This is a genomic window from Fibrobacter sp. UWB10, assembly GCF_900182935.1.
GTDB lineage: Bacteria > Fibrobacterota > Fibrobacteria > Fibrobacterales > Fibrobacteraceae > Fibrobacter > Fibrobacter succinogenes_O.
The window spans coordinates 63,550-88,429 of sequence record NZ_FXUE01000003.1 but is presented as its reverse complement, the minus strand read 5'-3'; the positions used below and the strand labels follow the sequence as shown (position 1 = coordinate 88,429).

At 51.3% G+C, this 24,880-nt stretch carries 23 protein-coding genes; 8 read left to right on the top strand and 15 right to left on the bottom strand.

Annotation, left to right across the window (positions count from 1 at the left end):
- Positions 1 to 66 precede the first annotated feature (66 nt).
- A complete protein-coding gene (locus QOL41_RS09230) occupies positions 67 to 987 on the bottom strand; it encodes a porin family protein (RefSeq protein WP_283429524.1) in 921 nt (306 codons plus the stop codon).
- Positions 988 to 1,343: 356 nt separating this feature from the next.
- Here QOL41_RS09230 and QOL41_RS09225 point away from each other — a divergent pair, with 356 nt between their 5' ends.
- Together QOL41_RS09225 and QOL41_RS09220 are read left to right on the top strand one after the other, a co-directional pair.
- Entirely contained in the window at positions 1,344 to 1,685 is a 342-nt protein-coding gene (locus QOL41_RS09225) for a P-II family nitrogen regulator (RefSeq protein WP_173351032.1), read from the top strand.
- Positions 1,686 to 1,716: 31 nt separating this feature from the next.
- A complete protein-coding gene (locus tag QOL41_RS09220) occupies positions 1,717 to 2,991 on the top strand; it encodes an ammonium transporter (RefSeq protein WP_173654702.1) in 1,275 nt (424 codons plus the stop codon).
- 178 nt (positions 2,992 to 3,169) lie between these two features.
- Here QOL41_RS09220 and QOL41_RS09215 read toward each other — a convergent pair whose 3' ends face one another.
- Genes QOL41_RS09215 through QOL41_RS09205 form a run of 3 tightly spaced genes read right to left on the bottom strand, consistent with a single transcriptional unit; the run spans position 3,170 to position 4,645 of the window.
- Positions 3,170 to 3,505, bottom strand: a complete 336-nt coding sequence (locus tag QOL41_RS09215; protein WP_283429523.1) for a hypothetical protein — start codon at positions 3,503 to 3,505, stop codon at positions 3,170 to 3,172.
- A 12-nt stretch (positions 3,506 to 3,517) separates the two neighbouring features.
- The gene (locus tag QOL41_RS09210; protein ID WP_283429522.1) at positions 3,518 to 4,102 is read right to left on the bottom strand and encodes a hypothetical protein; all 585 of its coding nucleotides are present in this window, start codon (positions 4,100 to 4,102) and stop codon (positions 3,518 to 3,520) included.
- Positions 4,103 to 4,114: 12 nt separating this feature from the next.
- Positions 4,115 to 4,645, bottom strand: coding sequence for a sulfurtransferase TusA family protein (locus QOL41_RS09205; RefSeq protein ID WP_173654704.1), 531 nt, complete (start codon positions 4,643 to 4,645; stop codon positions 4,115 to 4,117).
- Between the two features lie 130 nt (positions 4,646 to 4,775).
- On the opposite strand from QOL41_RS09205, the gene QOL41_RS09200 reads away from it, so the two are divergent.
- A complete protein-coding gene (locus tag QOL41_RS09200; protein WP_283429521.1) occupies positions 4,776 to 6,341 on the top strand; it encodes a glycosyltransferase in 1,566 nt (521 codons plus the stop codon).
- Here the strand turns inward: QOL41_RS09200 and QOL41_RS09195 are convergent.
- A complete protein-coding gene (locus QOL41_RS09195; protein WP_283429520.1) occupies positions 6,331 to 6,540 on the bottom strand; it encodes a PilW family protein in 210 nt (69 codons plus the stop codon). The two genes, QOL41_RS09200 and QOL41_RS09195, sit on opposite strands and share 11 nt — an antisense overlap.
- A gap of 101 nt (positions 6,541 to 6,641) precedes the next feature.
- Between QOL41_RS09195 and QOL41_RS09190 the strand changes: the two genes are divergently transcribed.
- Positions 6,642 to 6,845, top strand: coding sequence for a hypothetical protein (locus QOL41_RS09190; protein WP_283429519.1), 204 nt, complete (start codon positions 6,642 to 6,644; stop codon positions 6,843 to 6,845).
- Between the two features lie 50 nt (positions 6,846 to 6,895).
- On the opposite strand, the gene QOL41_RS09185 is transcribed toward QOL41_RS09190, so the two are convergent.
- From QOL41_RS09185 to QOL41_RS09175, 3 genes are read right to left on the bottom strand one after another with little or no spacing between them, the layout of a single operon-like run.
- Complete coding sequence (locus QOL41_RS09185) at positions 6,896 to 7,786, bottom strand: hypothetical protein (RefSeq protein WP_283429518.1); 891 nt, start codon at positions 7,784 to 7,786, stop codon at positions 6,896 to 6,898.
- Positions 7,787 to 7,808: 22 nt separating this feature from the next.
- Positions 7,809 to 8,918, bottom strand: a complete 1,110-nt coding sequence (locus QOL41_RS09180; protein ID WP_283429517.1) for a hypothetical protein — start codon at positions 8,916 to 8,918, stop codon at positions 7,809 to 7,811.
- Complete coding sequence (locus QOL41_RS09175; RefSeq protein ID WP_283429516.1) at positions 8,915 to 10,630, bottom strand: type II secretion system protein GspD; 1,716 nt, start codon at positions 10,628 to 10,630, stop codon at positions 8,915 to 8,917. The genes QOL41_RS09180 and QOL41_RS09175 overlap by 4 nt, the downstream gene beginning before the upstream one ends.
- Before the next feature lie 274 nt (positions 10,631 to 10,904).
- Between QOL41_RS09175 and metK the strand changes: the two genes are divergently transcribed.
- Positions 10,905 to 12,095 carry a methionine adenosyltransferase gene (metK, locus tag QOL41_RS09170; protein ID WP_163438204.1) on the top strand — a complete coding sequence of 397 codons (1,191 nt, stop codon included), beginning with the start codon at positions 10,905 to 10,907 and terminating at the stop codon, positions 12,093 to 12,095.
- Positions 12,096 to 12,168: 73 nt separating this feature from the next.
- Here metK and QOL41_RS09165 read toward each other — a convergent pair whose 3' ends face one another.
- The 4 genes from QOL41_RS09165 to QOL41_RS09150 are packed head-to-tail and all read right to left on the bottom strand — an operon-like array spanning position 12,169 to position 18,734.
- Positions 12,169 to 13,032: a hypothetical protein gene (locus QOL41_RS09165; protein WP_283429515.1), complete on the bottom strand. Its 864-nt coding sequence runs from the start codon at positions 13,030 to 13,032 to the stop codon at positions 12,169 to 12,171.
- A gap of 2 nt (positions 13,033 to 13,034) precedes the next feature.
- Positions 13,035 to 17,129 carry a C25 family cysteine peptidase gene (locus tag QOL41_RS09160; RefSeq protein ID WP_283429514.1) on the bottom strand — a complete coding sequence of 1,365 codons (4,095 nt, stop codon included), beginning with the start codon at positions 17,127 to 17,129 and terminating at the stop codon, positions 13,035 to 13,037.
- Positions 17,130 to 17,169: 40 nt separating this feature from the next.
- Positions 17,170 to 18,051, bottom strand: coding sequence for a hypothetical protein (locus QOL41_RS09155; RefSeq protein WP_283429513.1), 882 nt, complete (start codon positions 18,049 to 18,051; stop codon positions 17,170 to 17,172).
- Positions 18,052 to 18,059: 8 nt separating this feature from the next.
- Positions 18,060 to 18,734, bottom strand: coding sequence for a hypothetical protein (locus QOL41_RS09150; RefSeq protein WP_283429512.1), 675 nt, complete (start codon positions 18,732 to 18,734; stop codon positions 18,060 to 18,062).
- Between the two features lie 39 nt (positions 18,735 to 18,773).
- On the opposite strand from QOL41_RS09150, the gene QOL41_RS09145 reads away from it, so the two are divergent.
- Positions 18,774 to 19,265 carry a peptide chain release factor family protein gene (locus QOL41_RS09145; RefSeq protein WP_173652999.1) on the top strand — a complete coding sequence of 164 codons (492 nt, stop codon included), beginning with the start codon at positions 18,774 to 18,776 and terminating at the stop codon, positions 19,263 to 19,265.
- A gap of 145 nt (positions 19,266 to 19,410) precedes the next feature.
- Entirely contained in the window at positions 19,411 to 20,637 is a 1,227-nt protein-coding gene (locus QOL41_RS09140; RefSeq protein WP_283429511.1) for a lamin tail domain-containing protein, read from the top strand.
- A 53-nt stretch (positions 20,638 to 20,690) separates the two neighbouring features.
- Here the strand turns inward: QOL41_RS09140 and QOL41_RS09135 are convergent, their stop codons facing one another.
- Positions 20,691 to 21,146: a hypothetical protein gene (locus tag QOL41_RS09135; protein WP_163438216.1), complete on the bottom strand. Its 456-nt coding sequence runs from the start codon at positions 21,144 to 21,146 to the stop codon at positions 20,691 to 20,693.
- 100 nt (positions 21,147 to 21,246) lie between these two features.
- Here QOL41_RS09135 and typA point away from each other — a divergent pair, with 100 nt between their 5' ends.
- Positions 21,247 to 23,079 carry a translational GTPase TypA gene (typA, locus tag QOL41_RS09130; protein WP_173652997.1) on the top strand — a complete coding sequence of 611 codons (1,833 nt, stop codon included), beginning with the start codon at positions 21,247 to 21,249 and terminating at the stop codon, positions 23,077 to 23,079.
- An 87-nt stretch (positions 23,080 to 23,166) separates the two neighbouring features.
- On the opposite strand, the gene QOL41_RS09125 is transcribed toward typA, so the two are convergent.
- Together QOL41_RS09125 and QOL41_RS09120 are read right to left on the bottom strand one after the other, a co-directional pair.
- Positions 23,167 to 24,051: a fibrobacter succinogenes major paralogous domain-containing protein gene (locus QOL41_RS09125; protein WP_283429510.1), complete on the bottom strand. Its 885-nt coding sequence runs from the start codon at positions 24,049 to 24,051 to the stop codon at positions 23,167 to 23,169.
- Between the two features lie 73 nt (positions 24,052 to 24,124).
- Positions 24,125 to 24,868: a hydroxymethylpyrimidine/phosphomethylpyrimidine kinase gene (locus QOL41_RS09120; protein ID WP_283429509.1), complete on the bottom strand. Its 744-nt coding sequence runs from the start codon at positions 24,866 to 24,868 to the stop codon at positions 24,125 to 24,127.
- Positions 24,869 to 24,880: the final 12 nt, after the last annotated feature.

Genomic DNA, 24,880 nt, shown 5'->3' with positions numbered 1-24,880 from the left:
ACGCAACAACCAAAAAAAAGAAGCCTCCTTTGCGGAGGCTTCTTTTTTGTCAGATACAAGACCTTATTACAGGAACCAGTAGCCAATCACGAGCTGAACGGCCCAAACCTTAGAGTTGTTTTCGATAACAGCGGGCTGGGTAGTAGCGGTAGAATTGGGCGGATAAACCAGATCCTTGTTGTCCTTATGGAGGTTGGTCAAGTCATAGACAACGCGGAGACCGACATCGTAGTTCTTGTTGTGCATTTCGAAGGTTGCACCGAGGCCGAACACCAAGGAAACGAACATCGATTCAGAAGACCAGTTGAAGTCCGTGTCATCAGAAGTGATTTCCTTACCATCGGCATCGCTCCAAGTGCGATCGCTGCCGCTACCCAAGTTGAAGGCGAGCTGAGCACCAGCTTCAACATAGAAGAAGTGAACCGGGTTGAAACGGAAGGTCACCGGAATATCGAGGTCGAAGATGTAAAGGTTCAATTCTTCCTTCACATAACCATAGTACCAGGTGTAGAATTCATCCTGAGTCTGAGAAAGGAAACGGAAGGTGAACTGGAGTTCCGGAACAATGCTGAACATGGAGTTAATGTGAATCTGGGAGAAAAGACCGAGTTCAACATTAGCGCCTGCCCAACCATCGTTGGGGTCTTCCGCGCCAAGCTTAGTGTATTCACTAGCCTCCGGCGTATCGTGCAAGCCGTTAAAGCCGATACCCAAGCGCCAAGCGAGGTTGAAAGCCTTGTCAAAGAAGGGATTGCCAGAAGAAGAATTGCTGGACTGCGTCTGAGTTTCAGTACGCACTGCAGCAGGTTCTTCCTGCGGCTGTACAGGATTGCCGTAACCATCGTCTTCTTCAGTATCATAGGATGCGGTCTTGGTGGCGTATTCGACCTGATCATCCTGATCCTGAGCATAATCGTCATCCTGGGCAAAAGACTGTACCCCCAGGCCAAGAACGGCGACTAACGAGGCGAAAAAGATGTTCTTCATAGGGAACTCCATAAATAGTGTTATTGTTCTTCTATGTTAATTTCTTATGAAATCAACGTGCAAACTAAATGTAACTTTTTTTGCATACAAAATTCAACAGCAAAAGAAAAGTTCTTTAAAATGTTTTTTACAAAACAGGCTTTACATTATTTGAATTCTCTCCCAAATTTGTAAAAGCAAAATCTGTAACCGGCCCCCGATTAGCAGTCCAGCCCATCATTCCATTTTCATTTTCAGGGGCTTTTTTAGTGATTTTTCATCAAAATCGGGCATTTTTCGCCTTTCTCCAAATTTTGGCACGACATTTGCAATAGGTTGGGCAAAACAAGAAACAAACCCTAACAAAGGATAGGAACATGAAGCTAATCACAGCTTACATCCAACCCGAACGATTAAACATCGTAAAGCAAGAACTTTACGAAAACAAGATCTACAAGATGTCTGTCACGAACGTGCTTGGCTGCGGTCAGCAGCGCGGTTACAACCAACGTTTCCGTGGCGTGGTGACCGAGGTTAATCTGCTCAAAAAGATCTGTTTGAAGATTGCAGTGAACGACGAATTTGTCAAGCCCTGTATTGACGCCATCATCAAGGGCGCACGTACAGGCGCCATCGGCGACGGCAAGATTTTCGTCACGGAACTCGAACAGTGCATCCGTATCCGCACCGGCGAAACTGGCCCCGAGGCAATCGGATAATTCAAACAAATCAACACAAGGAATTTAAACAATGAACGAAGCAGCAACTGTCGTACCTGTCAGCGACGCCATCTTTATGACAGAAAACATTTGGATCATGATTAGCGCCATGCTGGTGTTCATCATGGGCCTGGGCTTTGCCTGTGTCGAAGCGGGTCTTGTTCGTGCCAAGTGCGCGGCCAACGTCGCTTTCAAAAACATCGCGGTTCCCGCCATAGGTATCACGATGTACGCCGCCATCGGCTTTGCCCTCATGTACCCCGGAACGTTCAACGCGATCTCCGGTGTACTTGGATTTGCCGGATTCGGCATCGGTGACTGGGCTGACCCCTCTAAGTTCACCGCCGCCTACAACGGTCACTTCACCCTCTTCACCGACTGGTTGTTCCAGGCGATGTTTGCAGCAACCGCGGCTACCATTGTCTCTGGCGCTGTCGCCGAACGTGTGAAGCTGAACTCCTTCCTCGTCTTCACCATCATCTACGTGGCCTTCGTCTACCCCATCGTGGGTAGCTGGACATGGGGCGGTGGCTGGCTTTCTTCCATCGGCAAGGCCGGTTTCCATGACCTCGCCGGTTCTACCCTGGTTCACTCCGTGGGTGGTTGGGCAGCTCTCGCTGGCGTCATGATCCTTGGACCGCGTATCGGTAAGTATGTCGGCGGTAAGGTGCACGCTATTCCGGCCCACAACATTCCGCTCGCAACCATCGGTGTGTTCATGCTGTGGTTCGGTTGGTGGGGATTCAACGCCGGTTCTGCTCTCTCCGGCGACCCGAAGGCTACTAGCTGGATTCTCGTGACCACGAACCTCGCCGCTGTCGCAGGTATCATTACCGCAACGCTCACGAGCTGGATTGTTTCGAAGAAGCCGGACGCCACCATGGCCCTCAACGGCTGCCTTGCAGGCCTCGTCGCTATCACTGCCGGTGCAGACGTGGTTTCCCCGCTTTCTTCTTGGATTATCGGTGCCATCGCTGGTGTGCTCGTAGTCGGTGCAGTCTTCATGTTCGACCGCCTGCACTTGGATGACCCGGTCGGTGCTCTCTCGGTTCACCTGGTAAACGGTGTGTGGGGTACGCTCGCTGTCGGTATCTTCGATATCACTGGCGACTACACCCTCGGCACTCAGGCCATCGGCGTGATCGCTTACGCGGTTCCCTGCTTCGGTGCAGCTAGCCTCATCTTCTACGCCATTAAGAAGACCATGGGCCTCCGCGTTACCGAACGTCAAGAACTCCGCGGCCTCGACCAAAGCGAACACGGCCAAGAATCTTACAGCGGATTCCAAATCTTCAGCAACATGTAATCCATACACTCTAGCAAAACGGATACATCAAACGACCCTGGCGTTTGCCAGGGCCGTTTTTTTATAAAAGCGATAGAATCGAGCGGTCTTTGTGAGCGAAAAACGCCCGGTATTAACCGGGCGTGTTCGCGAGAGCGAGGCGATATCACATTCTTGTTTATGCGATAGAGCCGAGCGGTTATCTTAATGCCTTTCTTGCAGAGCGCATCAAGTTCTTCAGCTGCTTCTTGTCGAGCTGCGGAACCTCGGCATCCTTCTGGGCGCGAGATTTGGGAGCGCAGTCTTCGCAAAGGTGCTTGGTCACGGTTCCAAAGCTTGCAGCACCATTGCTGACGCTCGTTTCCTTAAAGCGGTACGGGCGAAGCAGAGCCTCTTTCTTGCACTTGTCGCAAACACCCATCTTGGGTTCTGCGGGTTCGCGCTTGCGTTCCTTCTTGGGAGCGTCACCGGTGTCTTCCCAGGCCTTGCTCTGGGCTGCAATCTTGCGTGCGAAATGATCGTCTGTCAAGCTCATGGTATCCTTCCTTTATTTCATTTCTTTAATTACACAATCATACAGGTAAAGCGCCATGAACGTGTTGCATATAGAGGTCGGGCCACCGTCTTCGTTATACAGGCTACGGCCGAACTTGCCGCGTTCGAGTTGCTTTTCCTTGAAATCCGCCACATAGGCAGCAAAATCGAAAATTTTCACGCGCTTTTCATCTTTGGCCTGCAAACCACGAATCAGTTCGTTCAACGCCGTCAACTGCGAAGGCGCCACCGGGAACATGTCTTCGGGAATGGTCAAAAAATGCACGGGAACAAGCGTCTTGTTCAAGATTTCGTTCGCAAGCGTTTCGTAGGCGGTAAAGACACCCATGTAGTCCTTTCCGCCGCGCTTGAGTTCCTTGAGCCCAAGACCAACTATAATTCGCCCGGCCTTCTTGCCGATAATGTCGGCCGAGGCTCGGTCATAAAGTTGCTGCAGTGTCTGGGGGGCAGGCGCGTTTATGGAAAACTGGACAGGTCTGTTGGCTTCACGACAGAGGAGTATTTCAGCAAAGCGGTTGGCAGCCTCGCCCTGTTCTCCGAAAAGTTCGTCGCCTATAATCAGTATCCTGTTTTCCATTACATATATAATCTACACTCTTGAAGGCCTTTTGACCACAGAAATCGACCAAAAACCGTCTTTTTTTTGCCTATTTTTGACAATATGACCGTCGGCAACCAATGCTCCCGGTACATTCTCTATAGGCGAACCGTCGTCCAGGTAGATTTCAAGTTCCGCCCCTTCAGGCAGCCCCGACATCACGAGTCGACTCCGCATCGCGTTGTTCGGACAAACTACCCCACGCAGGTCCAGTCGTTCCGGAAACGTTCCCTTTAGAGCCGCCGGCAAGGGGTCAACCTTCGTTTTTTCGCAAAAATCGGCAATTTCGGGGGCGAACCTCGCAGGCGAGTCCAACCATTTTCCAAGAGGGTATTCCGGCAAATCGGTCGCAAGCACGCGCGCAAGGGCCTCGTCCGGGGCTACAGGCACAGCATTATCTCGTCTAAACCACTCCGAACAGGCGAACGAAATTAGCCTCCGGAGGGCTACTTCGAAGCCAGGAGTCCCCTTTTGGGCATCCATCCACTTTTCAAGTGCATGTTTTTCGTTTTTTACAGACATTGGGCGCCTATATTTGATAAATTTTTCATTAAATCTGTGGCTTAATGTAGCAAACTTCGCGTTGGGTTTCTATATTTGGCCCCAAGTTCCGAATGGAGCAAAAGGTTTTACATATAGGTTATACGGTTTTATGGCAATCAGTACAATCCTACTCGACATCATGTTCGTTGTCTATGTGATCGCAGGCATCGGGCTTGTCATTTATGGTTTTAGCTGTTACTATAGCATCTATCTATTCCTCAAGAATAGCCGCACGACACGTCTTTCTGACCGCAAAAAGATCCTGCAGTTCTACCGCGAACACTCCATGGATGAACTCCCGCAGGTCACCACCCAGCTTCCCGTTTTTAACGAAGCAAACTGCGTAGAACGCCTGCTCGAAGCCGTCTGCGCCATCGACTATCCCAAGGACAAGCACGAAATTCAGGTTCTTGACGACTCTACCGACGAATGCTACGAAGTTGCCAAGAAGAAAGTTGCAGAACTCGCCGCCAAGGGCTATGACATTAAGCTGATTCACCGTACCAACCGTTCCGAATTCAAGGCTGGCGCTCTTAAAGAAGCCATGCAGGTTGCCAAGGGTGAATTCCTCGCTATTTTCGACGCCGACTTCGTCCCCGAGAAGGACTTCCTCCTCAAGACCATCCCCTACCTGGTTATGGACGATCAGATTGGCCTGGTCCAGGGTCGCTGGGGCCACTTGAACCGCACCGAATCCGGTCTTACGCTCGCTCAGTCTATCGGTATCGACGGCCACTTCGTGGTGGAACAGTCCGCACGTAGCTGGGGCAAGCTCTTCATGAACTTCAACGGTACCGCAGGCGTATGGCGCAAGCAGGCCATCTACGGCGGTGGCGGCTGGGAAGGCGACACCCTGACCGAAGACATGGACCTTTCTTACCGTTCTCAGCTCGCTGGTTGGAAGATGAAGTTCGTGTTTGACGTGATCGTTCCGGCCGAACTCCCCAACGACATCAACGCCTTCAAGGCACAGCAGTTCCGCTGGGCAAAGGGTTCTATCCAGACCGCAATCAAGATTTTGCCGCGCGTGCTCAAGGCCAAGGTTCCTCTCCGCGTAAAGATTGGCGCCATCCTCCACACGACGCACTACTCCATTCACCCCTGCATGCTCTTTACCGCCCTCTGTGCTTGGCCGTTGCTCGCCTTCTTTGAACCGGTCGCACACCTGCCGACCTGGGCCTACACCGTCGGTTTCAGCTTTATCTTCCTCGCTGCTATTGCCCCTTCTGTTCTTTACTTTGTCGCACAGCGCTGCTCCGGCTACACCGGTTGGAAGATTCGCTTGCTCAGCCTCCCCATCCTCATGGCTCTGGGTGTCGGCATTGCAGTCAGCAACTCCCGCGCCGTGTTCTCTGCCGTAATCGGCGCCAAGGGCAGCTTTGTCCGCACCCCGAAGAGCGGCGGTTCCAAGAAAAAGGCCAAGAGCCACTATGCCCAGAAGTTCCCGTGGCAGGCTGTTGTTGAACTCGGTGTTGGCGTCTACTGCATCTTCGGTCTTTTGGAATACATCGGTGCGCAGAAGTTCATTATCGGACCGTTCCTCGCCCTCTATTCCGTCGGTTTCCTCTCGGTGAGCGTGCTTTCCTTCATGCACTACATCGGCAACCTCTTCGAAATGCACAAGGCTCGCGCCGCTGAAAAGGCTGCCGCCAAGGCAGAAAAGGCTACCGCCTAAGACAAGGCCCTAAATCATACGGATTTATCCGCCGCAAATCTTCAAGGATTGCGGCGGTTTCTTTTTGGTATTCGCCGTACAAGTGCAGGTAAAGCCTGTGGTAGCTCCCATACACCTGGAGCGCTACAAGCGACACGATTGAGGCCGCCACCACCGCAACCAAGAGCTCTATCAGGGTAAAACCATTCACCGAGCGCATCGAACAATCCTCCGAAAAACAGGTGCTTTAGGGGTGGTCCGCACACTAGGCGTGACAACGAACGCATTCAGCCAGACGATTTGCCTCGGGCCTGGGATTGTTTGAAGGGTAACCTGAATCGAGTCTGCAAGCGCCCCGAAAGCAAAGGTCGCATCGCGACATTCCGGCGGATATTGCACGAAATGCTCCACCGCTTGGGCCGCGACAATGGCCGCATTCGCATGCTGGCGTTCCAGCATCCGAACGCGATTAAAGCCGTCCAAGTACCGCCCGAACACAAGAACGCCCGCAGAAAGCACCGCTAGCGCCACGCAAACCTCCATCAAGGTGAAACCCGCTTTCGCATTCTCAGCAATCATTGCAGGCTCCATTGGAAAAGTTGCAAGTCGCCGGCAATAAAGTCAGGAATCAAGACGGAATCCAGTTTTAAGTCTAGCGGCAAGTTCGCCGATTCCGCCGCCATCACAAACGAGGGGTAAAGCATCATCACCTTGTCCGCCCCATTCGGGAAAGCGACTTCGTGCCGCGCGATGGCGACGCCCGAGAATTCCACGCCCGAAGAAATCTCGATGCGGTCTTCGCTAAAGGCTTCGAGGAACCTGATTTTGACAGAGCCTCGCAGAAGAGAACCGCGTATATAAATAGGACCGCGGGCGTACACGCGAAGCGTATCATACTCAGCATTTCCGCGAATCTCGACGGAGCCATCGGCGATGAATCGGCCTGAAGGAATTTTGCCTTCCAAATCGAGCGTTAAATCGCCATCGAGAACTTGCAAAGCCTTCGAAGGAATACGCCCGGCATTTTGATAGGAAATGCGCCGGTTACCCGACTTGATTTCGAGCTTAAGCGGGGGCTTGACCAGCATGATTTCTTGATTCAGCTGTTGCTTGAAGCCCTCATAAATTTCACGCCGGAGTTTAGGTGATTTGAGCATATTGCAGGCGCTGTCGCAGGCAATTCCCGCGAGCACATGAATACTCCGGCTAGAATCTACCGATGCAGACAATTCCGCCCACGGGCCAAGCCTTCCGCGTTCGACCTTCGGGAACTTGAAATAGCCCTCCGGAAAGCCTTCCAGGTACGCGATTAGAGCCGATTCGGCATCGTAGATTCGCTGCTGCTTTTGGACGCTTCGCATGGCAATCCGACGCACGCCGCCCGGCATTTGCAATAGCGATGTCAGCAGGAACGTAACCGCCAACAAGATTCCAAGAACTAGCGGAAGGACAGCCCCCGATTTCACGCTCATCCTCATTTACAACTCCTCATTGGCCGACCCTCCTTACCAGCAAGAAATCACCACAGCCCAATTCTACATGCTCACGCCCGACGGCGTGCACCGCAAACGATTCTAGCGAATCCCCCACTGCAAGCGTTCGCAATTGACCGCCAACAGAAATCATCACCAGCTTTTCGGCCACCACACCCCTCAGCGAGAAATCTGGCAGAGCGCAATTTCGCTTGGGCAGCACAGGAGTGCGAGTAGCCACCGCATCAGAACCTCGGCCCGAATCCCGAACTTCCAGCGATTCTTCCCACTCCGGCGGTAGCGAAAGTTCAATCGGTTCCGGATTCGGAATATTCAAAACCTTGCTCCAGTCGGAATTCAAAAGCTTATAAAACTTGGGCATAAGCAAAGCAATAACTGCAAGCAATACCAACCAAACCCATTTCTGCTGTAAGGCGTTCATCACATTCGCAAACGCCAGCCCGCTATTTTCTTCGGGTTTTCGCAAGTCGCGACCGCGCCAGAAAGCATCGCGTGCAGCAACCTTAAAATGCGACAATGAAAATTCCGGCTCAAAATTTCCTTGCTGGCAGATTTCTTCAAAATGCTTCGCTCGCGAAAACAGAGCATCGCTTTCCAAGAACCGCCTAAAGCGAGAAACCGCCTGTTCCATTCGCGCATCAAGCGTTGCGCGGGAGCAATTTTTCGCAAACGATTCCTCGGACCAATGGCACAGCCGACCTTCAAAGAAAACAAGAACGCAAAGCGTATTTCCGGCATAGCCATAGCACAAATAATTTCCGGCATTATCGCTCTCGGGCAACGAGCGAATCATTTGATCTGCCGCCGCCGAAAGCCAAATCTGCTCGGGCAAGGCTCGCCAACGAACATTCCCAAAACGCTTTTCGACAAGCGCTACCAAAAATCGCGAACGCCTGCCCTCCGACGAATTGAATGAGACCAAATGCCAAATCCGGTAAAAGCCACCGCTTTCCTGCAGGCGGCGGCACGTGCGCGGAAACTCGCTTTCAAACAGCGACTCCAGCGTTTCAAGCGCCGGAATTTCATCGAATGTAGTCGTGCATTCCCAAGTCAAGAGCTTCGCCTCGACCGGAATCACGCGGTGCATACCAAGCCACACCATCATAAGCCCGCCTTTACCACATGGGGCGTGATGAAGATGGCCAATTCATTTTCTTCTTCCTCTTCAGAGGTATAGCTGAACAAGCGTCCGATAACAGGAATGCTCCCGAGGAAAGGCACCGCCGAGCGCACCTCGGATTTGCTTTTTCGAATCAAGCCGCCCAAACAAAGCGTTTCGCCGTCATCGAGAACCACGACCGTTTTCAGGTTCCGCGTGCTGATGTCTCGCGGGCCATCGCCGGAGCTGCGCCCCGCCGTCTTGATTTCAGGCGAAACCTCCAACGTAATCCGGCCTTCTTGCGTCACAGACGGCGTAAGCTCTAGCGAAATGCCATCGTTAAAAGAACGATAATCTGTAATCGGGTAACCGTCGGCAGACACTTGGCTCACCAAGTAGTAGACGGTGTTCGTCACGTTGAGTTCCGCCTTGTTGCCATTGAGCGTGGTCAAGCGCGGGCGCGCGAGCACCTCGGCCCGGTTGTTTTCTTCGAGCGAGGCAAGCTCCAATTCAAAGCGATCTGGCAAGAGCCCGATTTTTCCGAAGGCGCCCGCCACTGAAAAATCCTTGTTCATAAAATCAAAGTAGCCGCGGGCGCCAATGTCATATTCCGCCGTCTTTCGCGCGGCCCCGCTGTGGAGCCCAATTTCAAAACCGCGGCCACGTTTGAATTCCACCACGATGCACGAAAGCGTTACTTGCAACGCCGGCACATCAATCAGTTTGAGCATGTCGACCGCCATCTGAATTTCAAAATGCGAACCAACAAGCAGCAGCGCATTCTGTTCCTTGACTTCGGTCGCGACAAAGTTCGGGCTCGGCGAGAACTTGCCCAAATACGCAAGCGCCTTCTCGCAGTGGATATGCCGCAGCGGGTAAAGCCTGTTTGTCGAAAGTGCATTGCGGGCCCCGCCTTCGGACACATAAAGCGTCTTGTTCTCCAGCACAAAGCTGTAGCGGCGCCCCTTGAATAGCGATTCAAACAAGCTTTCAAGCGAAACCTCATGCAACTTCAACCGCACGGTTTCTCGAATGTCGCCGTACAAAGCGAGATTCAAGCCCGCAGTCTCAGCCAGCAAATCAAGCACTTGCGAAAGCTCTCCGTCATCGATTTCGGCGGTAAACAAATCGCCGTCTTTCCAGAGCCGGATTTTGTCGTTAGTCGCAGCACCCTCACCCTCACGCGCAGGCTTTCCCGCATTAACAGAATTCACTCTTAGAATTCCGTTTTCACGCCAAACCCGAAAACCATGGGAGCTCATGATTGACCGAAATGCAGTCTCCGCCGGCAACGAGCGAAGCTCGCCCGAAATGCGGCCTTCGAGCCCGGGTCCCGCCAAAATATTCAGGCCCGAATTCAAAGCAAACTCGCGCACGAACTCGTTCACATCTTTGTCCTTGACCGAAATCGAAACCAAGGAATCTTGACGCACAAATTCATGCTCGCCACGCACACTTGCACGCCGCACGTGAAAGACCGATTCCTGTTGCACAAGTTCCAGCCCATTTGCCGAACAGAGCTCCGTAAGCGCCTCGAGCACTCCGACTCCATCCAAATGGAAGGTCACCTTGAAATCGAGATTATCGTCGACCAGAACGGGCGTATCGTAGGCCAACGAAACCGAACGCACCACCTCTGCAATCGGGGTATCCACAAAATCAAGCGAAACCACCTTCGCAGGTTCAGCAGCCCGCAACGGCATTAAAATTGCGAGCAAAAACAACAATGTAAAGGGCAAAATTCCCTCGGGAATGGCAATAACCCTGCCGCGGGATATAAAAAAGATTCCCAATTTGGCGAATCGACGCAAAGATACAAAAAAAATTCGCAAAAAGAACAAATTGGTTGCAATCAAAGCTATTTGGAGTTGTCAGAGTTTATGCATTTTTGTACATTTATGCATAGAAAAACATAAACCCCGTTTTTTCAGTGCTTGGGAATGCTCAAAAACGCGACATTCTTTTTGGTGCTGAAAACATTAAGGAGCCTACATGGCACATTATCTCTTTACTTCTGAATCGGTGTCCAAGGGACACCCGGACAAAGTTTGCGACCAGATTTCTGACGCTATCCTCGACGCTTGCCTTGCGCAAGACCCGAATAGTCGCGTCGCTTGCGAAACGCTCGTGAACACGGGCCTCGTCGTGATTTCCGGCGAAATCACCACCAAGGCCGTGATTGACTACCAGCAGATTGCACGCAAGACCATCAAGGGTATCGGCTACGTGAATCCGGAACTCGCCTTCGACTACAAGGGCTGCTCCGTGCTCGTCGCTATGGACAAGCAGTCTCCGGACATCGCTCAAGGCGTGGACGCCAAGGCCGCAGACGGTAAGGAAGATGACAAGCAGGGTGCCGGTGACCAGGGCATGATGTTCGGCTACGCCGTCAACGAAACTAAGGAATTGATGCCGCTCCCGATTAGCCTCGCCCACAAGCTCATGGAAGAAATCCAGAACCTCCGCGAAAAGGGCAAAATCAAGTGGCTCCGCCCGGACGCCAAGTCCCAGGTGACTGTTGAATATGACGAAAACGACAAGCCGGTCCGCGTGGACACGGTCGTGATTTCTACCCAGCACGACGAATTCGTGAACGGCAAGGAACTCAAGCACGCCACGATCGAAAAGGAAATCATCGAAAAGCTCATCAAGAAGGTGATTCCGGCCAAGTTGCTTGACAAGAAGACCCGTTACCTCGTGAACCCGACCGGCAAGTTCGTGGTCGGTGGCCCGCACGGTGACTGCGGCCTCACTGGTCGTAAGATTATCGTCGACACCTACGGCGGCATGGGCCGTCACGGTGGTGGCGCATTCAGTGGCAAGGACCCGTCCAAGGTTGACCGCAGCGCCGCTTACGCCGCTCGCTATGTGGCAAAGAACATTGTGGCTGCAGGCCTCGCCTACCGTTGCGAAGTCCAGCTCGCTTACGCTATCGGTTACTCCAAGCCGGTGTCCGTTCTCGTGAACACCTTCGGCACGGGTAAGATCAGCGACCGCGAAATCGAAGCCATTGTCGCCAAGACCTTCGACCTCTCTCCGGCCGGCATCGTGAAGATGCTCGACCTGAAGAAGCCGGGCTACCAGTCTACTGCCGCTCTCGGCCACTTCGGCCGCACGGGCGCACGCTTCACTTGGGAAAAGACCGACAAGGCCGCCACTTTGAAGAAGCTCGCAAAAATCTAAGCGACACTCGCATTAAGATTGCAAAAAAATCCCCGACTTCATGTCGGGGATTTTTTCTTTAATCAAAACCGAATTACTTCTTCTTTTTAGCGGGAGTTTTCTTCTTGTCCTTCATTTCAACTCGGCGGCTTCCAGAGCGCAAGCGTTCCCACGGAGCAAAGCTCGAGATAGAGAACATGAACACGTAGAACCAAACGGCATACGCCACAAACTGAATTACGGCATAAGCCCAGTTGCGTTCACCCATGTCAAAGGTGATGGCAGCAACGAGCAACAAGGCACCACCCATTACCGGCACCAACAACTGCTTGGCAGCCTTCACCAAGGCCCCCGCCTGCGGCACACCTGCCGCCAAGTGCTTGCCAGCAACCACAGCAAATGCCATTGCACAAGCGAAGGCAAATGCAGAATGCACGCCCCACATAAGGCCAGCCGAAGCGCCAAACTTCGAAGAGACTATCTCAAGTATTCCGCTCAGGAACAGCCAAGAAACCACAAACGGGAACAAAGCGCAGGCCACCGACCATTTGACAAACAGGAACAGCACCAGCGAAACAAGCGCCAAAATGCCAAACATCGGGAGCGGCATACTTTCTGCGCCACCAAGTACATACAACGCCGCAAACGAAAGCACCGCCGACACAGCCGAAGCAATGCCCGCACGCACTCCGCCAAATACGACAAACATCACCAAGCAAGCAATCGCCGCCACACCAATATAGCGGGCAGATTCCCACAAGGCTTTCACGCCTTCCGTTTCGGCAAGCCACATTCCAAACGATTCAGAAGCGCCAATCGGGAGCGATACAATTTCTTGCCAACCCGTCGCCACAAAAGAAACCGTCGCTATCACCATGACCACAAAAGCGATCAAACGAAAACGCAACATCAATTCCAAAAAAGTCTGAACTTTACCAGGCTTTTCACGCAAATCCATAATTACCTCGAAATCAATAATTTCTGTTTTTTAGTCCAAGTTTTCTTTCCGAAATTCTCGGTAGCAGACACGGTGCTACGAACCACGTAGTGGTACAGACCGTTTGCAAGCAGGCGGCCGTGATTGTCGTGGCCGTTCCAATGCGTAACGCCCGAAACCGCATCCTTAATCACGCGAACCAGTTTGCCATTTTGGTTGTAGATAAAGATATCGACCTTGCTGTCGCGATCCACAGCCAAATTCTTGAAGTAGAACGTAGTGCCTTTTTTGCCCACCGGATTCGGAACATTGAATACGTCGGCAAGGCCAGCTTCCATATCGTCAGTAATTTCAACATTGATCATCTTGGTGCTCATATTACCCAAGACATCGTTTGCATACACTCTGAATATGTAATTGCCAGCCGGATACTGCACCGTGCTAAAATTCATGCGCAGTTTTGCACGCTTTGAAGTCTGTTCCAAATAAGGCCACGGGTGGAACGGTTCCTGCATGCCCGGAACTTCAAACGAAATACCTTCGTCAGCCTGTTCCCTAAAGTCAAGCGCAGTCGCATCTTCGACAACCACCTGCAAGCATGCCGGAGATTGCAACTTGACCGTTTCGCCATCGGCAAAGTCCGTCGCCGTTCCGCTACCGTAGCAGGACTGAATCTGAATAGTCGGCGGTACCGTATCGTTCAGAGAATCGGCATAATCCGAAACTCCGCTGACAACTAGCTTCCTAATCCAGGAACGACCAACAGCGTTTTCATTCGAAGAATAAGCCCAAGCGCTGAATTCAGCTGTTGTGTCGCCAATCGAAATCTTGCGGGGAGTCACAAAATCCGTAGTGAATCTTCCACCTTTGACAGGAATTTTTTCGGAATAAATCAAACCGCCATCGTAGAACACGTCGACAGAATCGCTGGAAACATTCAATGCCATACGCTTCATTGTGCGACCTTCGCGAAGTTCCAGGTTCACATAGCCGTTATCCAAACCTTCAACCGTACCCGACAAAGTCATGCGGTCAAGAGCCTTAATCGAATCCAGCGATTTATCCAAAGTAACCTTCAAATCGCTACTCGGCATGCGGATCACAGGTTCACCCAAGAGCACATAACGTTCATTATTGTAGCGTGACGAGCTTTGAATCATACCGACAGCTCTCTTCGACTTGAGCATTGCCGAACCAATGGTTTCCCCATTTCCCGACAAGGCATTTATCAAGAGACTACTTCCAAAATTGAAATTATCCTGAGCAAACGTTTCGCGAGTCGCACCAACCGAGGCAATCGAGCCTACATTAGGAGCCACCAAAAATTCCTCGGACAAAGAACGTGAATTGCCTTCATCAAAACGTCCCACCGTGCAAGAGAACGACCCCAGAATCGTGTAGCGGGATTTATTCGAAAGTTTTGCCAGATAACTCGGTTTCAACAGACCTTCAGAAGCCCAATCGGTCTTGGAACCATGTCCAAAATAAGTCGTGAAAAGGGCTCCTTGGTTCAACAGATTAATAAGGTCATCGGCGGCAGCTTTCTTTTGGCCAGCCGCGTCTTCCGGATAATCAAGCAGATAAACCTTCTTGAAATTCCAGCGTTCACCCTTATAAACGCCCAAGCTGTCAATCTTTCTCACCAGTTTTTCCTGGTACGTCGTATGAGCCGTTTTATCTTCTACTCCGCTATTCTTGGCATCGTCGGCAGCATGCAACAACGTCGAGCGCCATTCTGAATAATCCATGGAGCCCTTCTTTTCATAATCCTTAGCCTTCGTGATATAGTTTTCAAATTCAGTCGTAGTTACAACCGGAAGGCGACCAACAGAAACATCCACATCAAATGTACCATAGGGCACTGTTTCCCCAGAATCTAGCACACCGAAGAAATCTTCGATCACGGCATCTTCTTTTTCAAATGGCGGAATGTACGGTACGCCATATTTCTTGTTGATATCGCGATAATCGAAATGTCCCCCACCCGCAAGCAACACATAGCGGAAATTGGGGCATACAGAATAAACGTAGGCAATGTAGTTACGGATTGCAACCGGCGACATACGGCCAGCCGTATAGCGGTCATAAATATCTTCAGCAACTACAACCGAGGTTGCAAAATTTCCAACAGAAGATCCGTCATTACGGAACTCAGCCAAAGCCTTAGCCTGTGCCACAAATTCAGCCGGAGTAATAATCAAGTATTCCAATTTCGAATTGGGGCGAGACAAATCCTTGAGCACGCCATCACCATAATTCGGGATACCTTCAACAACCAGATTCGAATGGAATACATTTTCTCGTACGGCAAGATACCGGACATCTTCACCGGCAGAAATATTGTCCTTGGCAAAATTTCCCGATGCAGCCAAGAATCCGACCGGTCGCATATTCGAGAACTTCATAACCATCGTATTCGAAGGAATCGGAACATTGATTACCCCCGAAATAGAAGCACCGGGCAAAAGCCATTCCGCAGAATCAACCACCGGATTCCACTGGTATGCAACCGTATATCCGTCGAATCGGTCATATTGTCTAATATTCGGAAGCATTTCAAGGCGATACTGGTTACCATCCGCGACTAACCCCGGATTGTCCATACGGAAGTTTCCTGCCGGCATGAGTTCCATTTGCGACCTATCAACGCGATTGCCATTCACTTCCATTGCGAAATTGATAGCATCCATACGGGTCTTGTAGCTATATCCCGAAAGTTCCTGATCTGCAGATTGGTCTTCTAATCCAGTCGCAACAGCAGCCCAAATGGAGCGGTGCGGGAAATACGACACGGCAACATACTGTTTGCCACCTTCAATTAATCCAGGCAATCGAACCGTCTCGTTATCACCAAACGAAATAGAGGTTGTATCCTTGCGAGAATGCCAATGCCAGAACCATTCCTTACCTGTGGCCTTTTCCCAATCCAGCTCTTTTCCGAAATAGGTGTCACGCAAAATAAGGTCTTGTTCGGCACGCACGTAGCGCATCCAAGCCACATCTTTTCCTTCTCCCGAAGGGGCGCTCACTTTTTGGTCGAATCGAAGTCCCTTTCCTGATTCCGAATAACCCAGCAAGAACTTCTGGTAGAACGAATAGGGAGAATACGAATGGAAATAATCCATTTTTCCATTCAAGAACATGCTGTTTTCACTGTCGCAGCGTTTCCAGAAGCTGTTTCCGTACCCTACAAATATAATGGAGTCGCCTTCATTAAAGAGTTTATCCGGATTGCTGCTGGCCGAAGAGCCATGACCTGCCGGAGTATGGTCACGGATTTCAATCGGAATTTCAAAAATCTGGTTCGGAATACGTTCGCTCGAGCCAGGAGCCATGTCAGCCAAGGTATCAGGCGATGCTCCATAAAGGCGAATCCAATCAACCGGAATACCGTCTAAATCTTTGGAATTCGGCAAAGCATTACGGATCGCAGAATAACTGACAGCATACAAGCCGTCTTCGCTATTGCTTGCAACATTCTGGTCACCCACGCGGAACTTGGCAATAAACGTCGGCAATTCGCTACCGGCGGCTTCAGAGCGCAAAGCCCTAATAGCCTTAGCCTTTGACGTTCCAAAACGCGAAGCCGCAATCGGGTTTTCAACCCTCGAAAGAGCTCGCTTTCCAGGATTGACACCATTCTTTGAACCGCTAAACTGAACCTTCAGGCGGAAATTCTTGCGTAGCGAAACCGACGAACCGTTCTTGACATACAGAGGCACACGGATTTGGGTCATCCAGAGCCCATCGCGCAAAATAGGGTCAGAAACACCGACTGAATAAACCCAGGCAGAATCCGTTCTGATATCATGGCGTTCTGCACACAGGGATTTTCCTAACGGAACGGTCTTAGAATCGGTGACAGAAACAGAAGGCTTCTGGTTAGACGGTAACGCCACCCAGTAATACCTGTACGGCATGTCATGGCCGTCAAGATAAGTCGCTTTTTCGGGCAAGAACTTTGCACCGGACAAACCAACAGAATCGCACGGATAAACGCTCGATTCAACGACAACATCATCCAAGACAAAACGGCTCTTGGAATCTTCGACCACTCCGGCGAATGAACACATCGCCCCTAGGGCCACAAAAAGAGAAATAAGAACTTTGGGCTTCACGTTCCTAAAATAGCAAATAACGCTCGCCCAGATTTATAGTTTACTTACGAATTTCTAGTTCCGAATAGCCATTTCCATTCGTTCGAAATTCAACCGTTTCTCCGGCGGGTGTTTTAGCCTTGAATAGCCTAAAAAACGAGGGAGCGACACCGCGAACCAGAATTGCTTCCAATTCAGAACGTGTAATCATGAATTTAGAATTCCAGCTAGCCATGTACCAGTGCCAAGGCTGCCAATTGAACACACCGCGAACCGACTGCACAAAAGCGCGAAGCATCAGCGAATATTCATACTTAAAGTAGTCTTCGTAATCGGTCAAAATGGAATTCTTTTCGGCAAAATCCCTTGTCGCATAATCGGACACCATGTACAGGGGATCCTCCCCCTTCTTTTCGTAAGAGAAAATCATTCCCGACGGGAGCAATTTTACCTTCAGATTATCCTTGTCGCGGTGCACGTATTCCTTTTCAGAAACCTGCTTGTAATCACGGAAAACGACTTCGGGGCTAAGAACCGGATTGATTGACAGGGGTACCGGCTTTGCATCGAGAGACTGCAATTCATAAAACAGAATAGCCTCCCCTTTTCCCTTGGGCAACAACACCGCAACTAGCGGTTTTGCTCGTTCCGTTATCACCCATACCATTTCAGGTTTATTCGAGCTTTTGAGCATAGGGTCAAGAATTTGCATCAAGGACGGATCCTTGACTCCGTTCACATCCCATTCCATCCAGGTGCCCGTACCACCCACGGAATCAAGCGTAGCAAAAAGTCTATCTCCGCTATAGGGCGTTTTAGACTCTACCGCACCAATAACCTTGGCAGAACCGGCCGTGTAAGGGGCTCCATTCGCTTTAGGAGCGGCCCACACCGCAGACAACGTACAAACTAACAGTACAAGAACGGTTTTAAAAATTTTCATGGAAAGCACTAGAAGCCAATCGGTTCGCAAAGGGAATCGTCAAGTCTTGAATACGTCATGTGGTATTCGCGGTCAAGCCAATAAAGCGCAAGTTTCTTGTTGCTCCAGCTCTTCTTGACCGCAGTCGCTTCGAGACCCTTGGTAATCAAGGGAACCGTTTCGCCCAAGTCCAATTTCCAGGATTTGTCGTCCCATTCAAAAATCATGATAGGCACTTCGGGGCTCTGTTCAAGGCCAATGCTTCCACGGTCGTTCTTGACCTTCATGGGACCCAATTTCAACTTGGTAAAGTTGTGCATAATTCCAGCCTTCGACATATAGAGCCAAAGCATGCGGTCTTCGGGAACAGTCCACAAGTGTTCGCGTTCATAAAGGCGATAAAGCAGAATCGAGTAAATTTCATAGAACGGGCAAGTTTCCAACTGCTCAGGACCAAAAGTCCTGGCATGATGTTCCAGCGTATCAAGCCAGTATTCCGAAGAATCTGTCAGCATTGCATAAAGTTCATCGGCGGGCGTATCTTCATGAATGGCGTTCAAGAGGTTCTTGAACATGGATTCAAGCATAGCCTGTTTGTCGCTTTCCTGAAGCACCACCTTTTCATTTTTCACATTGGCCGGGGCATCGAGGCCGGCATCGTCTTTTGCAGACGAACCTGCACAAGCCCCAAAGAAAACACTCATCCCTACTGCAAGGGCCATAACAATTGTATTTTTAAGAGTATGCATCGCGATACCTATTTAAAAATGACACTCGACGAACTGCTCCGCGCCTGTAGCCTCAAGGGTTTCCAGGGTTCGGGCCCCGGCGGTCAGCACCGCAACAAGACCAATACGGGAGTTCTCCTCAGTTTACGTGAGTTCAATTTAGAAATCAAATCGTGCGAAGGGAGATCCGCGCACGAAAACAAGGTGCATGCATTACACAGAATGCAAATGGCACTCGCCCTGCAAGTCCGCGAACCCCCAGCAAACCCCGAAATGCCCTTCCCGGGGAGCAACGGACACCTGCAACCGAGTAATGCGCTGTTTCCGCTGTTTGTAGCCCACGTTTTCGACATCATGGCTACCAAGAACGGCGATACCAAGGCCGCAGCAGCCGCATTCAACTTGACTCCGAGCGCTCTGGTGAAAATTTTGCGCCAAGACAAGGCCTGCGCCACCAAGTTGCAAGGCAACCGCAAGCAGAATGGACAGAAGGCTCTCAAGCTTTAAACTGCCGATTTTGGCCTAAATTCGCCAATTTTCATTTGTATCAAAAATTTTTCACGAAAATTCCTCAAAACAAGGGGTAAAATCAAACACTTTGGCCAAAAATGGCGTGTTAGTGAATAGGACCACTCAACCAAATGGAGGTATCATGAGTCCTATTAAAACAAAACACGCAAACACCGCCACCGCATTCCTGTGCGCACTCGCCCTCTGGAACTGCGGAAGCGATTCCCACGAAACAAGCGCAACCATCAGCAAGGCAGGCACGGCTTCAGTCGCACTCAGCCTGCAGTACAACACGCCACCCCTGCTCGATAGCCTGGTGCTAGACTGCTACGGCGCAGACACGCTCCACTACGTGCATTCCGCCGACAGCGCCCTCTTTAACATGGATCTTTTCCCGAGCGACAACTGGACGTTCAAGGCCAAGATTTATGCGAATGGAGCACTCATGCAAATGGGCGAACTTTCGACCAAGCTTGAAGCAGGCGCCGTCGTAGACATCCCCATCCAGATGCACCCGATTGTGGGCTTTGTACTTGTCGAAGTGCCAATCGGGCTCAAGAACGAAAGCGGCATCGCAAGCGGAATCATGACGCTAGTCTCCGAAGACGAGCGCATTGAAATTCCCATGGAAGAATCCACAGGCAAGCTCATTTTCAACAGCGGCATGCTCAAGCTCGGCGTCGAATACGATGTTCAAATCACGCTGTACGATGCCGACGGCAATGCCATCTACGACTTGAGCGACAAGTTCTTGCTCACCGAAGACAGCCCGGTGCCAAACCTCTCGCTGAATTCGCTCCGCAGCAAGATTGCGATTTCCGTAAAGCCCGCCGACGAGCGCCGTGTGGCAATCACACTCCCGCTCAAGGCCGGACTCCGAAAACCCAAGACCGACGACTTGCTGATAACGGAATACTTCTCCGCTCCTGGCACCAAAGACAGTTCGCTGTACGAGTTCGTCGAAATCTACAACGGCAGCCTCGACACGCTACTTCTGGACGATTGCACCCTCGGGCTCGGAAGCGCCACCAGCATCAAGCAATTCGCACTGACCGTAAGCGAAATCCTTCCGGGTCAGGTGCTTGTGTTAGGCGATGCCGCCTCCGAAAACACGCCCGCTATCCATATCAACACCGATGGCTGGAGTGCCATGTCCAACAGCAAGGGTACTGTCGTACTGCAATGCGACGGAGAAACGCTCGATTCCCTGTACTACGCTAGCTCCCCCGATTCACTGCACACCAACGTGGTGCCCGCAGTCGGTTCGGGTAAATACAATCAAAGTGGCCAATTGAACATTGACCACTGGAATATGCGTTCGGATTCCTCGGCGTGGAGCCTTGACGCACCCACTCCGGGAAAAATTTAGTTGGTTGAACTTAGTTGATAGAACTTAGAAGATAATCTAAGTTCTATAATCTACTATGCGTGAATCTGCGTATTAGCGCGTTCAACATCAAACAGCCTGCGCAGTAATTCTGTGCGGGCTGGATCGCGTTCTTCGGCAAGAGTCAGCGGACCCATGTTCAGGGCAACCAGAATGGAACCCGGATAGTTGTTTGCGCTCTTGATGAAATCGCTTGCGGAAACGCCTTCGGTGTAGAAATCGACAACGAAAGTGTCCCAGTCGTCGTTTTCCAGCTGTTCCTGGGCTTCGGCCTCGGTTTTTACAGCCTTGATGGTAGCACCCACCAGAAGGTCTGTCAACACGGTCAGGCAAGCTTCGCGATGGGAATCATCTTCTTCCCAAATCAGGATACGGCGGTCGCTATAATCACGGACCACAGGAGTCTGGGCAAGGGAGTCCTCGGAATCGAACTTCTCGAGGGCGGCTTCGTCCATTTCTTCATCGTCAAAATTGTCGAGTTCTTTTGCCATAGTAGCCCAAATATAGTAAACTTGCCCCCAAAACATTGCCATAATCGGCTATAATTTCTAAATTTGCGCGCAAAAATAAACGTCAATCAAAAGAGCCATTATGGATACATCTAAAATCAGAAACGTCGCCATTATCGCCCACGTTGACCACGGTAAAACTACCCTGGTGGACCAGCTCCTCAAGCAGTGCGGAACCTTCCACGAAAACGAAGAAGTGAACGAACGCGTGATGGATAGCGACAACCTGGAACGCGAACGCGGCATCACCATCCTCTCCAAGAACACGAGCGTCATGTACAAGGGCTATCGCGTGAACATCGTCGATACCCCGGGGCACGCCGACTTCGGTGGCCAGGTGGAACGCGTGCTCGGCACGGTGGACGGCGTGATTCTGGTGGTGGACGCCTTCGAAGGCCCCATGGCTCAGACCCGCTTCGTGACCCAGAAGGCCCTTGAAATGGGACTTATTCCTATCGTGGTCGTGAACAAGATCGACCGTGACGGTTGTAACCCGCACGGCGCCCTCGACAAGGTGTTCGATCTGTTCTGCGAACTCGACGCCAACGAACAGCAGCTCGACTTCGACAAGGTGTTCGGTTCTGGCCGTAAGGGCATCTGCAAGGCCGAAATGGAAGACCCGGATGGCGACTTCCACATTTTGATGGACAAGATTATCGAACGCATCCCGGCTCCGAAGGGCGATCCGAATGCAGAACCGCTTCTGCAGATTGCCTCCCTCGAATACTCGGGCTTCCTTGGCCGCTTGGCCGTGGGCCGCGTGCAGCAGGGTACCTTCAAGCCGAACATGACCGTTGCCCAGGCTATGACCGACGGGAAGGTCAAGAACATCCGTATTCAGAAGATTCTGCGCTACGAAGGTCTGACTCCGCAGCCGATCGAAGAAGCCGGTCCGGGCGACATCATTTTGATTGCCGGTCTCGACAACTTCGACATCGGTGATACGCTCTCTTCTACGAGCAATCCGGTGCACCTCCCCCGCATCCATATTGACCCGCCGACCATTTCTATGCTCTTCACCGTGAACACCTCGCCCCTGGCCGGTAAGTACGGTGGAAAGTTCATGACGGGTAACCAGCTCCAGGAACGTCTGGAACGCGCCCACATGGCTGACCCCGCCCTCTTGGTCGAAAAGGTCGACGGCGCTTCTACCTTCAAGGTGTCTGGCCGTGGTATTTTGCACCTCACCATCCTCGTCGAAAACATGCGTCGTGAACTCTACGAATTCACCATCGGAAGCCCGCAGGTGATTTTCAAGAACGACGAAAACGGCAAGCTCCTCGAACCGATCGAAGAATTCAAGGTCGAAGTGCCGAGCGAATTCAGCGGCGCCTGCATTCAGGAAATCAACACCCGTAAGGGCGAAATGGTCAACATGACCACCGACGAAAACGACCGCGTCACTCTCGAATACCTCGTTCCGAGCCGTGGCCTTATCGGTATCCGCCCGAAGCTGTTGTCCCTTTCCAAGGGTTACGCCATCAGCCAGTCCATCTTCAAGGACTACGAACCGTACAAGGGCGAAATTCCGGCCCGCGTGAACGGCGTGCTCATCGCGAAGGAACCGGGCGAAGCTGCAAGCTATGCTCTTTCCAACCTGGAAGACCGCGGTTACCTCATCATCGGACCGGGTGCCGAAGTTTATCCGGGCATGATCGTGGGTGAACACAACCGCGACGTCGACATTATCGTGAACGTGACCAAGGGTAAGCACCTTACCAACATGCGTTCTAAGTCTGCCGACGACATGATTCAGCTGACTCCGTACCGCCGCCTGACTTTGGAAGAATGCGTCACCTTCATCAACGAAGACGAATGCATCGAAGTCACGCCGGAAGTGCTGCGCCTGCGCAAGACCGAGCTCGACCCGATCAAGCGTAAGCAGCTCTCCAAGCGCCCGGCTGAAGAAGATTAATTCTTACTTCATAAAAAATTTAAGGCACCCTGCGGGGTGCCTTTTTTTGTCACACGGATGGGAAATGCCTAACGGCATTTCACCATTTTAGTCCTTTACACAACGAACAGAGAGTGCGCTGTACTTATCAGTGCAGTTCAGGTTCACAGATTCGCGATTATAGTACAATTTCACAAAGTACGCATCGAGGCTTAAGTCTTCAAAAGAACTCCAGAATTTCGCGTAGTAGCCTTCGTTTTCAAAATAGCCATCTTCGTTCCTTTCTCCAGCGGGCAACGCAGAAAAGCCGAAGGCGTCCGTGCCATTGCCGTCACTATAATTGCCGTTGCTATACTCCCACATCCACCCCGTCTGCGACTTGAGAAACTTGCCTGCCGTAGATTCACCGCCCACAGCCATGAAAAAGGCTTTCCATTCGTTCGGGCTCGGCAAATGCCAACCACTCGGGCAAATACCCTGGATTAAGGTCGCTGAGCCATCCGAATCGAAAGCGAGGCCGCATTCCTCGAGGCGGCCGCATTTCTGCGGATGGTCTACATCAGTAGCGAGTTTGACAGAGTCGATTGCCGCAGCCCAAGTGTACAGGCGCCCAGTAACATCGCAATTTTTATCCGCATTATTGTAGCACCAGCTTTTGCCCTTCAAACTCGCAGTCTTTGCACTGTCAGCGTAGTTCAAGTTCTCTGCCATCCAGGTTTGCTCACCAATCTTTACTGTCTTATAGATTTTGCCATCGCGTGCATCAGTCATGTTACCGTAATTAATTTCAGGATTCAGACGGCATTCTTTTGGAACATCCCTATTCCAGTCCGTATACCCTTCCATAAGAGCCAAACAGTCTACACCAGCAGAGTTACTGCCAGAAGACTCCAACTCAGATTCAGAATTCTGTTCCGTAGAACTCGTACCAGAACCATCACAGGCAACCAAACCTAACGCGAATATCGCCAACGCTATCGAAATTTTATCCATAAATACTAACCCATATAAAACAGATTTTACGTTAGTAAAATCGAATCCGTGTGGCACCTTAAAAGAATCTTGCTTAAACTAAAAACCCTAAGCGGCCTTCGCCGGTTTGCAGGTATTCGTTCATGTACTGCTTGGCAATTTCGCAGGCGGTGGGAACGTCTTTGCCAAGGGCCACGTTTGCAAGGATTGCAGAGCTGAGCACGCAGCCGGTGCCGTGCTTGCCTTTGCCGGGGAGACGCGGGCTAATAAACTTGAACTGTTCTTCGTTATACCACAAGGTATCGATCGATTCCTTGCCGCGGGCATGGCCACCCTTCAGGAGTACGGCAAAGTCGCGGCCCATCTTGATTTGTCCGCGGGATTCCGCAAGCCCCAGGCCCAAGTAGGCAAATTCATCTTGGTTCGGCGTGACCAAGTCAATCGACTTCATGATTGGCAAGAACTTTTCGGCATCGCGCATAAAGTGGAACCCAGCGCTTGCACTTGCAATCGGATCCCACACAATGAATGCATCCGGAGACTTTGCTCGCACGAAGTCTACAATGCGATTTAAGGTGCGGGCCTTTTCGACAAGCCCGATTTTCACGAACTTGAAAGTATGCTTTTTAAAGAGAGTTTCAAGCTGAGCTTCGATACGGTCCCAAATCACCCAGCCAGGCGCAACGAATTCTTCTTCGTTTTGCTGCGTGAGCGCCGTGCAGACCGCTTGGCCATACACGCCAAAATGAGCCATTGTCTTAATGTCAGACACAAAGCCTGCACCCGCCGAGCCGTCAAAGCCTGCCACTGTCAAAGCGTGAATCAGTTTTTCACCCATACCCTATCCTTT

Bases quoted from the DNA above. Each gene is read 5' to 3' on its own strand.
- QOL41_RS09200 (WP_283429521.1), top strand. From the start codon at position 4,776: ATGGCAATCAGTACAATCCTACTCGACATCATGTTCGTTGTCTATGTG.
- QOL41_RS09135 (WP_163438216.1), bottom strand. From the start codon at position 21,146: ATGGCAAAAGAACTCGACAATTTTGACGATGAAGAAATGGACGAAGCC.
- metK (WP_163438204.1), top strand. From the start codon at position 10,905: ATGGCACATTATCTCTTTACTTCTGAATCGGTGTCCAAGGGACACCCG.
- typA (WP_173652997.1), top strand. From the start codon at position 21,247: ATGGATACATCTAAAATCAGAAACGTCGCCATTATCGCCCACGTTGAC.
- QOL41_RS09140 (WP_283429511.1), top strand. From the start codon at position 19,411: ATGAGTCCTATTAAAACAAAACACGCAAACACCGCCACCGCATTCCTG.
- QOL41_RS09220 (WP_173654702.1), top strand. From the start codon at position 1,717: ATGAACGAAGCAGCAACTGTCGTACCTGTCAGCGACGCCATCTTTATG.
- QOL41_RS09125 (WP_283429510.1), bottom strand. From the start codon at position 24,051: ATGGATAAAATTTCGATAGCGTTGGCGATATTCGCGTTAGGTTTGGTT.
- QOL41_RS09150 (WP_283429512.1), bottom strand. From the start codon at position 18,734: ATGAGTGTTTTCTTTGGGGCTTGTGCAGGTTCGTCTGCAAAAGACGAT.
- QOL41_RS09120 (WP_283429509.1), bottom strand. From the start codon at position 24,868: ATGGGTGAAAAACTGATTCACGCTTTGACAGTGGCAGGCTTTGACGGC.
- QOL41_RS09145 (WP_173652999.1), top strand. From the start codon at position 18,774: ATGCATCGCGATACCTATTTAAAAATGACACTCGACGAACTGCTCCGC.
- QOL41_RS09210 (WP_283429522.1), bottom strand. From the start codon at position 4,102: ATGGAAAACAGGATACTGATTATAGGCGACGAACTTTTCGGAGAACAG.
- QOL41_RS09230 (WP_283429524.1), bottom strand. From the start codon at position 987: ATGAAGAACATCTTTTTCGCCTCGTTAGTCGCCGTTCTTGGCCTGGGG.
- QOL41_RS09165 (WP_283429515.1), bottom strand. From the start codon at position 13,032: ATGGATTTGCGTGAAAAGCCTGGTAAAGTTCAGACTTTTTTGGAATTG.
- QOL41_RS09215 (WP_283429523.1), bottom strand. From the start codon at position 3,505: ATGAGCTTGACAGACGATCATTTCGCACGCAAGATTGCAGCCCAGAGC.
- QOL41_RS09155 (WP_283429513.1), bottom strand. From the start codon at position 18,051: ATGAAAATTTTTAAAACCGTTCTTGTACTGTTAGTTTGTACGTTGTCT.
- QOL41_RS09225 (WP_173351032.1), top strand. From the start codon at position 1,344: ATGAAGCTAATCACAGCTTACATCCAACCCGAACGATTAAACATCGTA.
- QOL41_RS09195 (WP_283429520.1), bottom strand. From the start codon at position 6,540: ATGCGCTCGGTGAATGGTTTTACCCTGATAGAGCTCTTGGTTGCGGTG.
- QOL41_RS09180 (WP_283429517.1), bottom strand. From the start codon at position 8,918: ATGATGGTGTGGCTTGGTATGCACCGCGTGATTCCGGTCGAGGCGAAG.
- QOL41_RS09205 (WP_173654704.1), bottom strand. From the start codon at position 4,645: ATGTCTGTAAAAAACGAAAAACATGCACTTGAAAAGTGGATGGATGCC.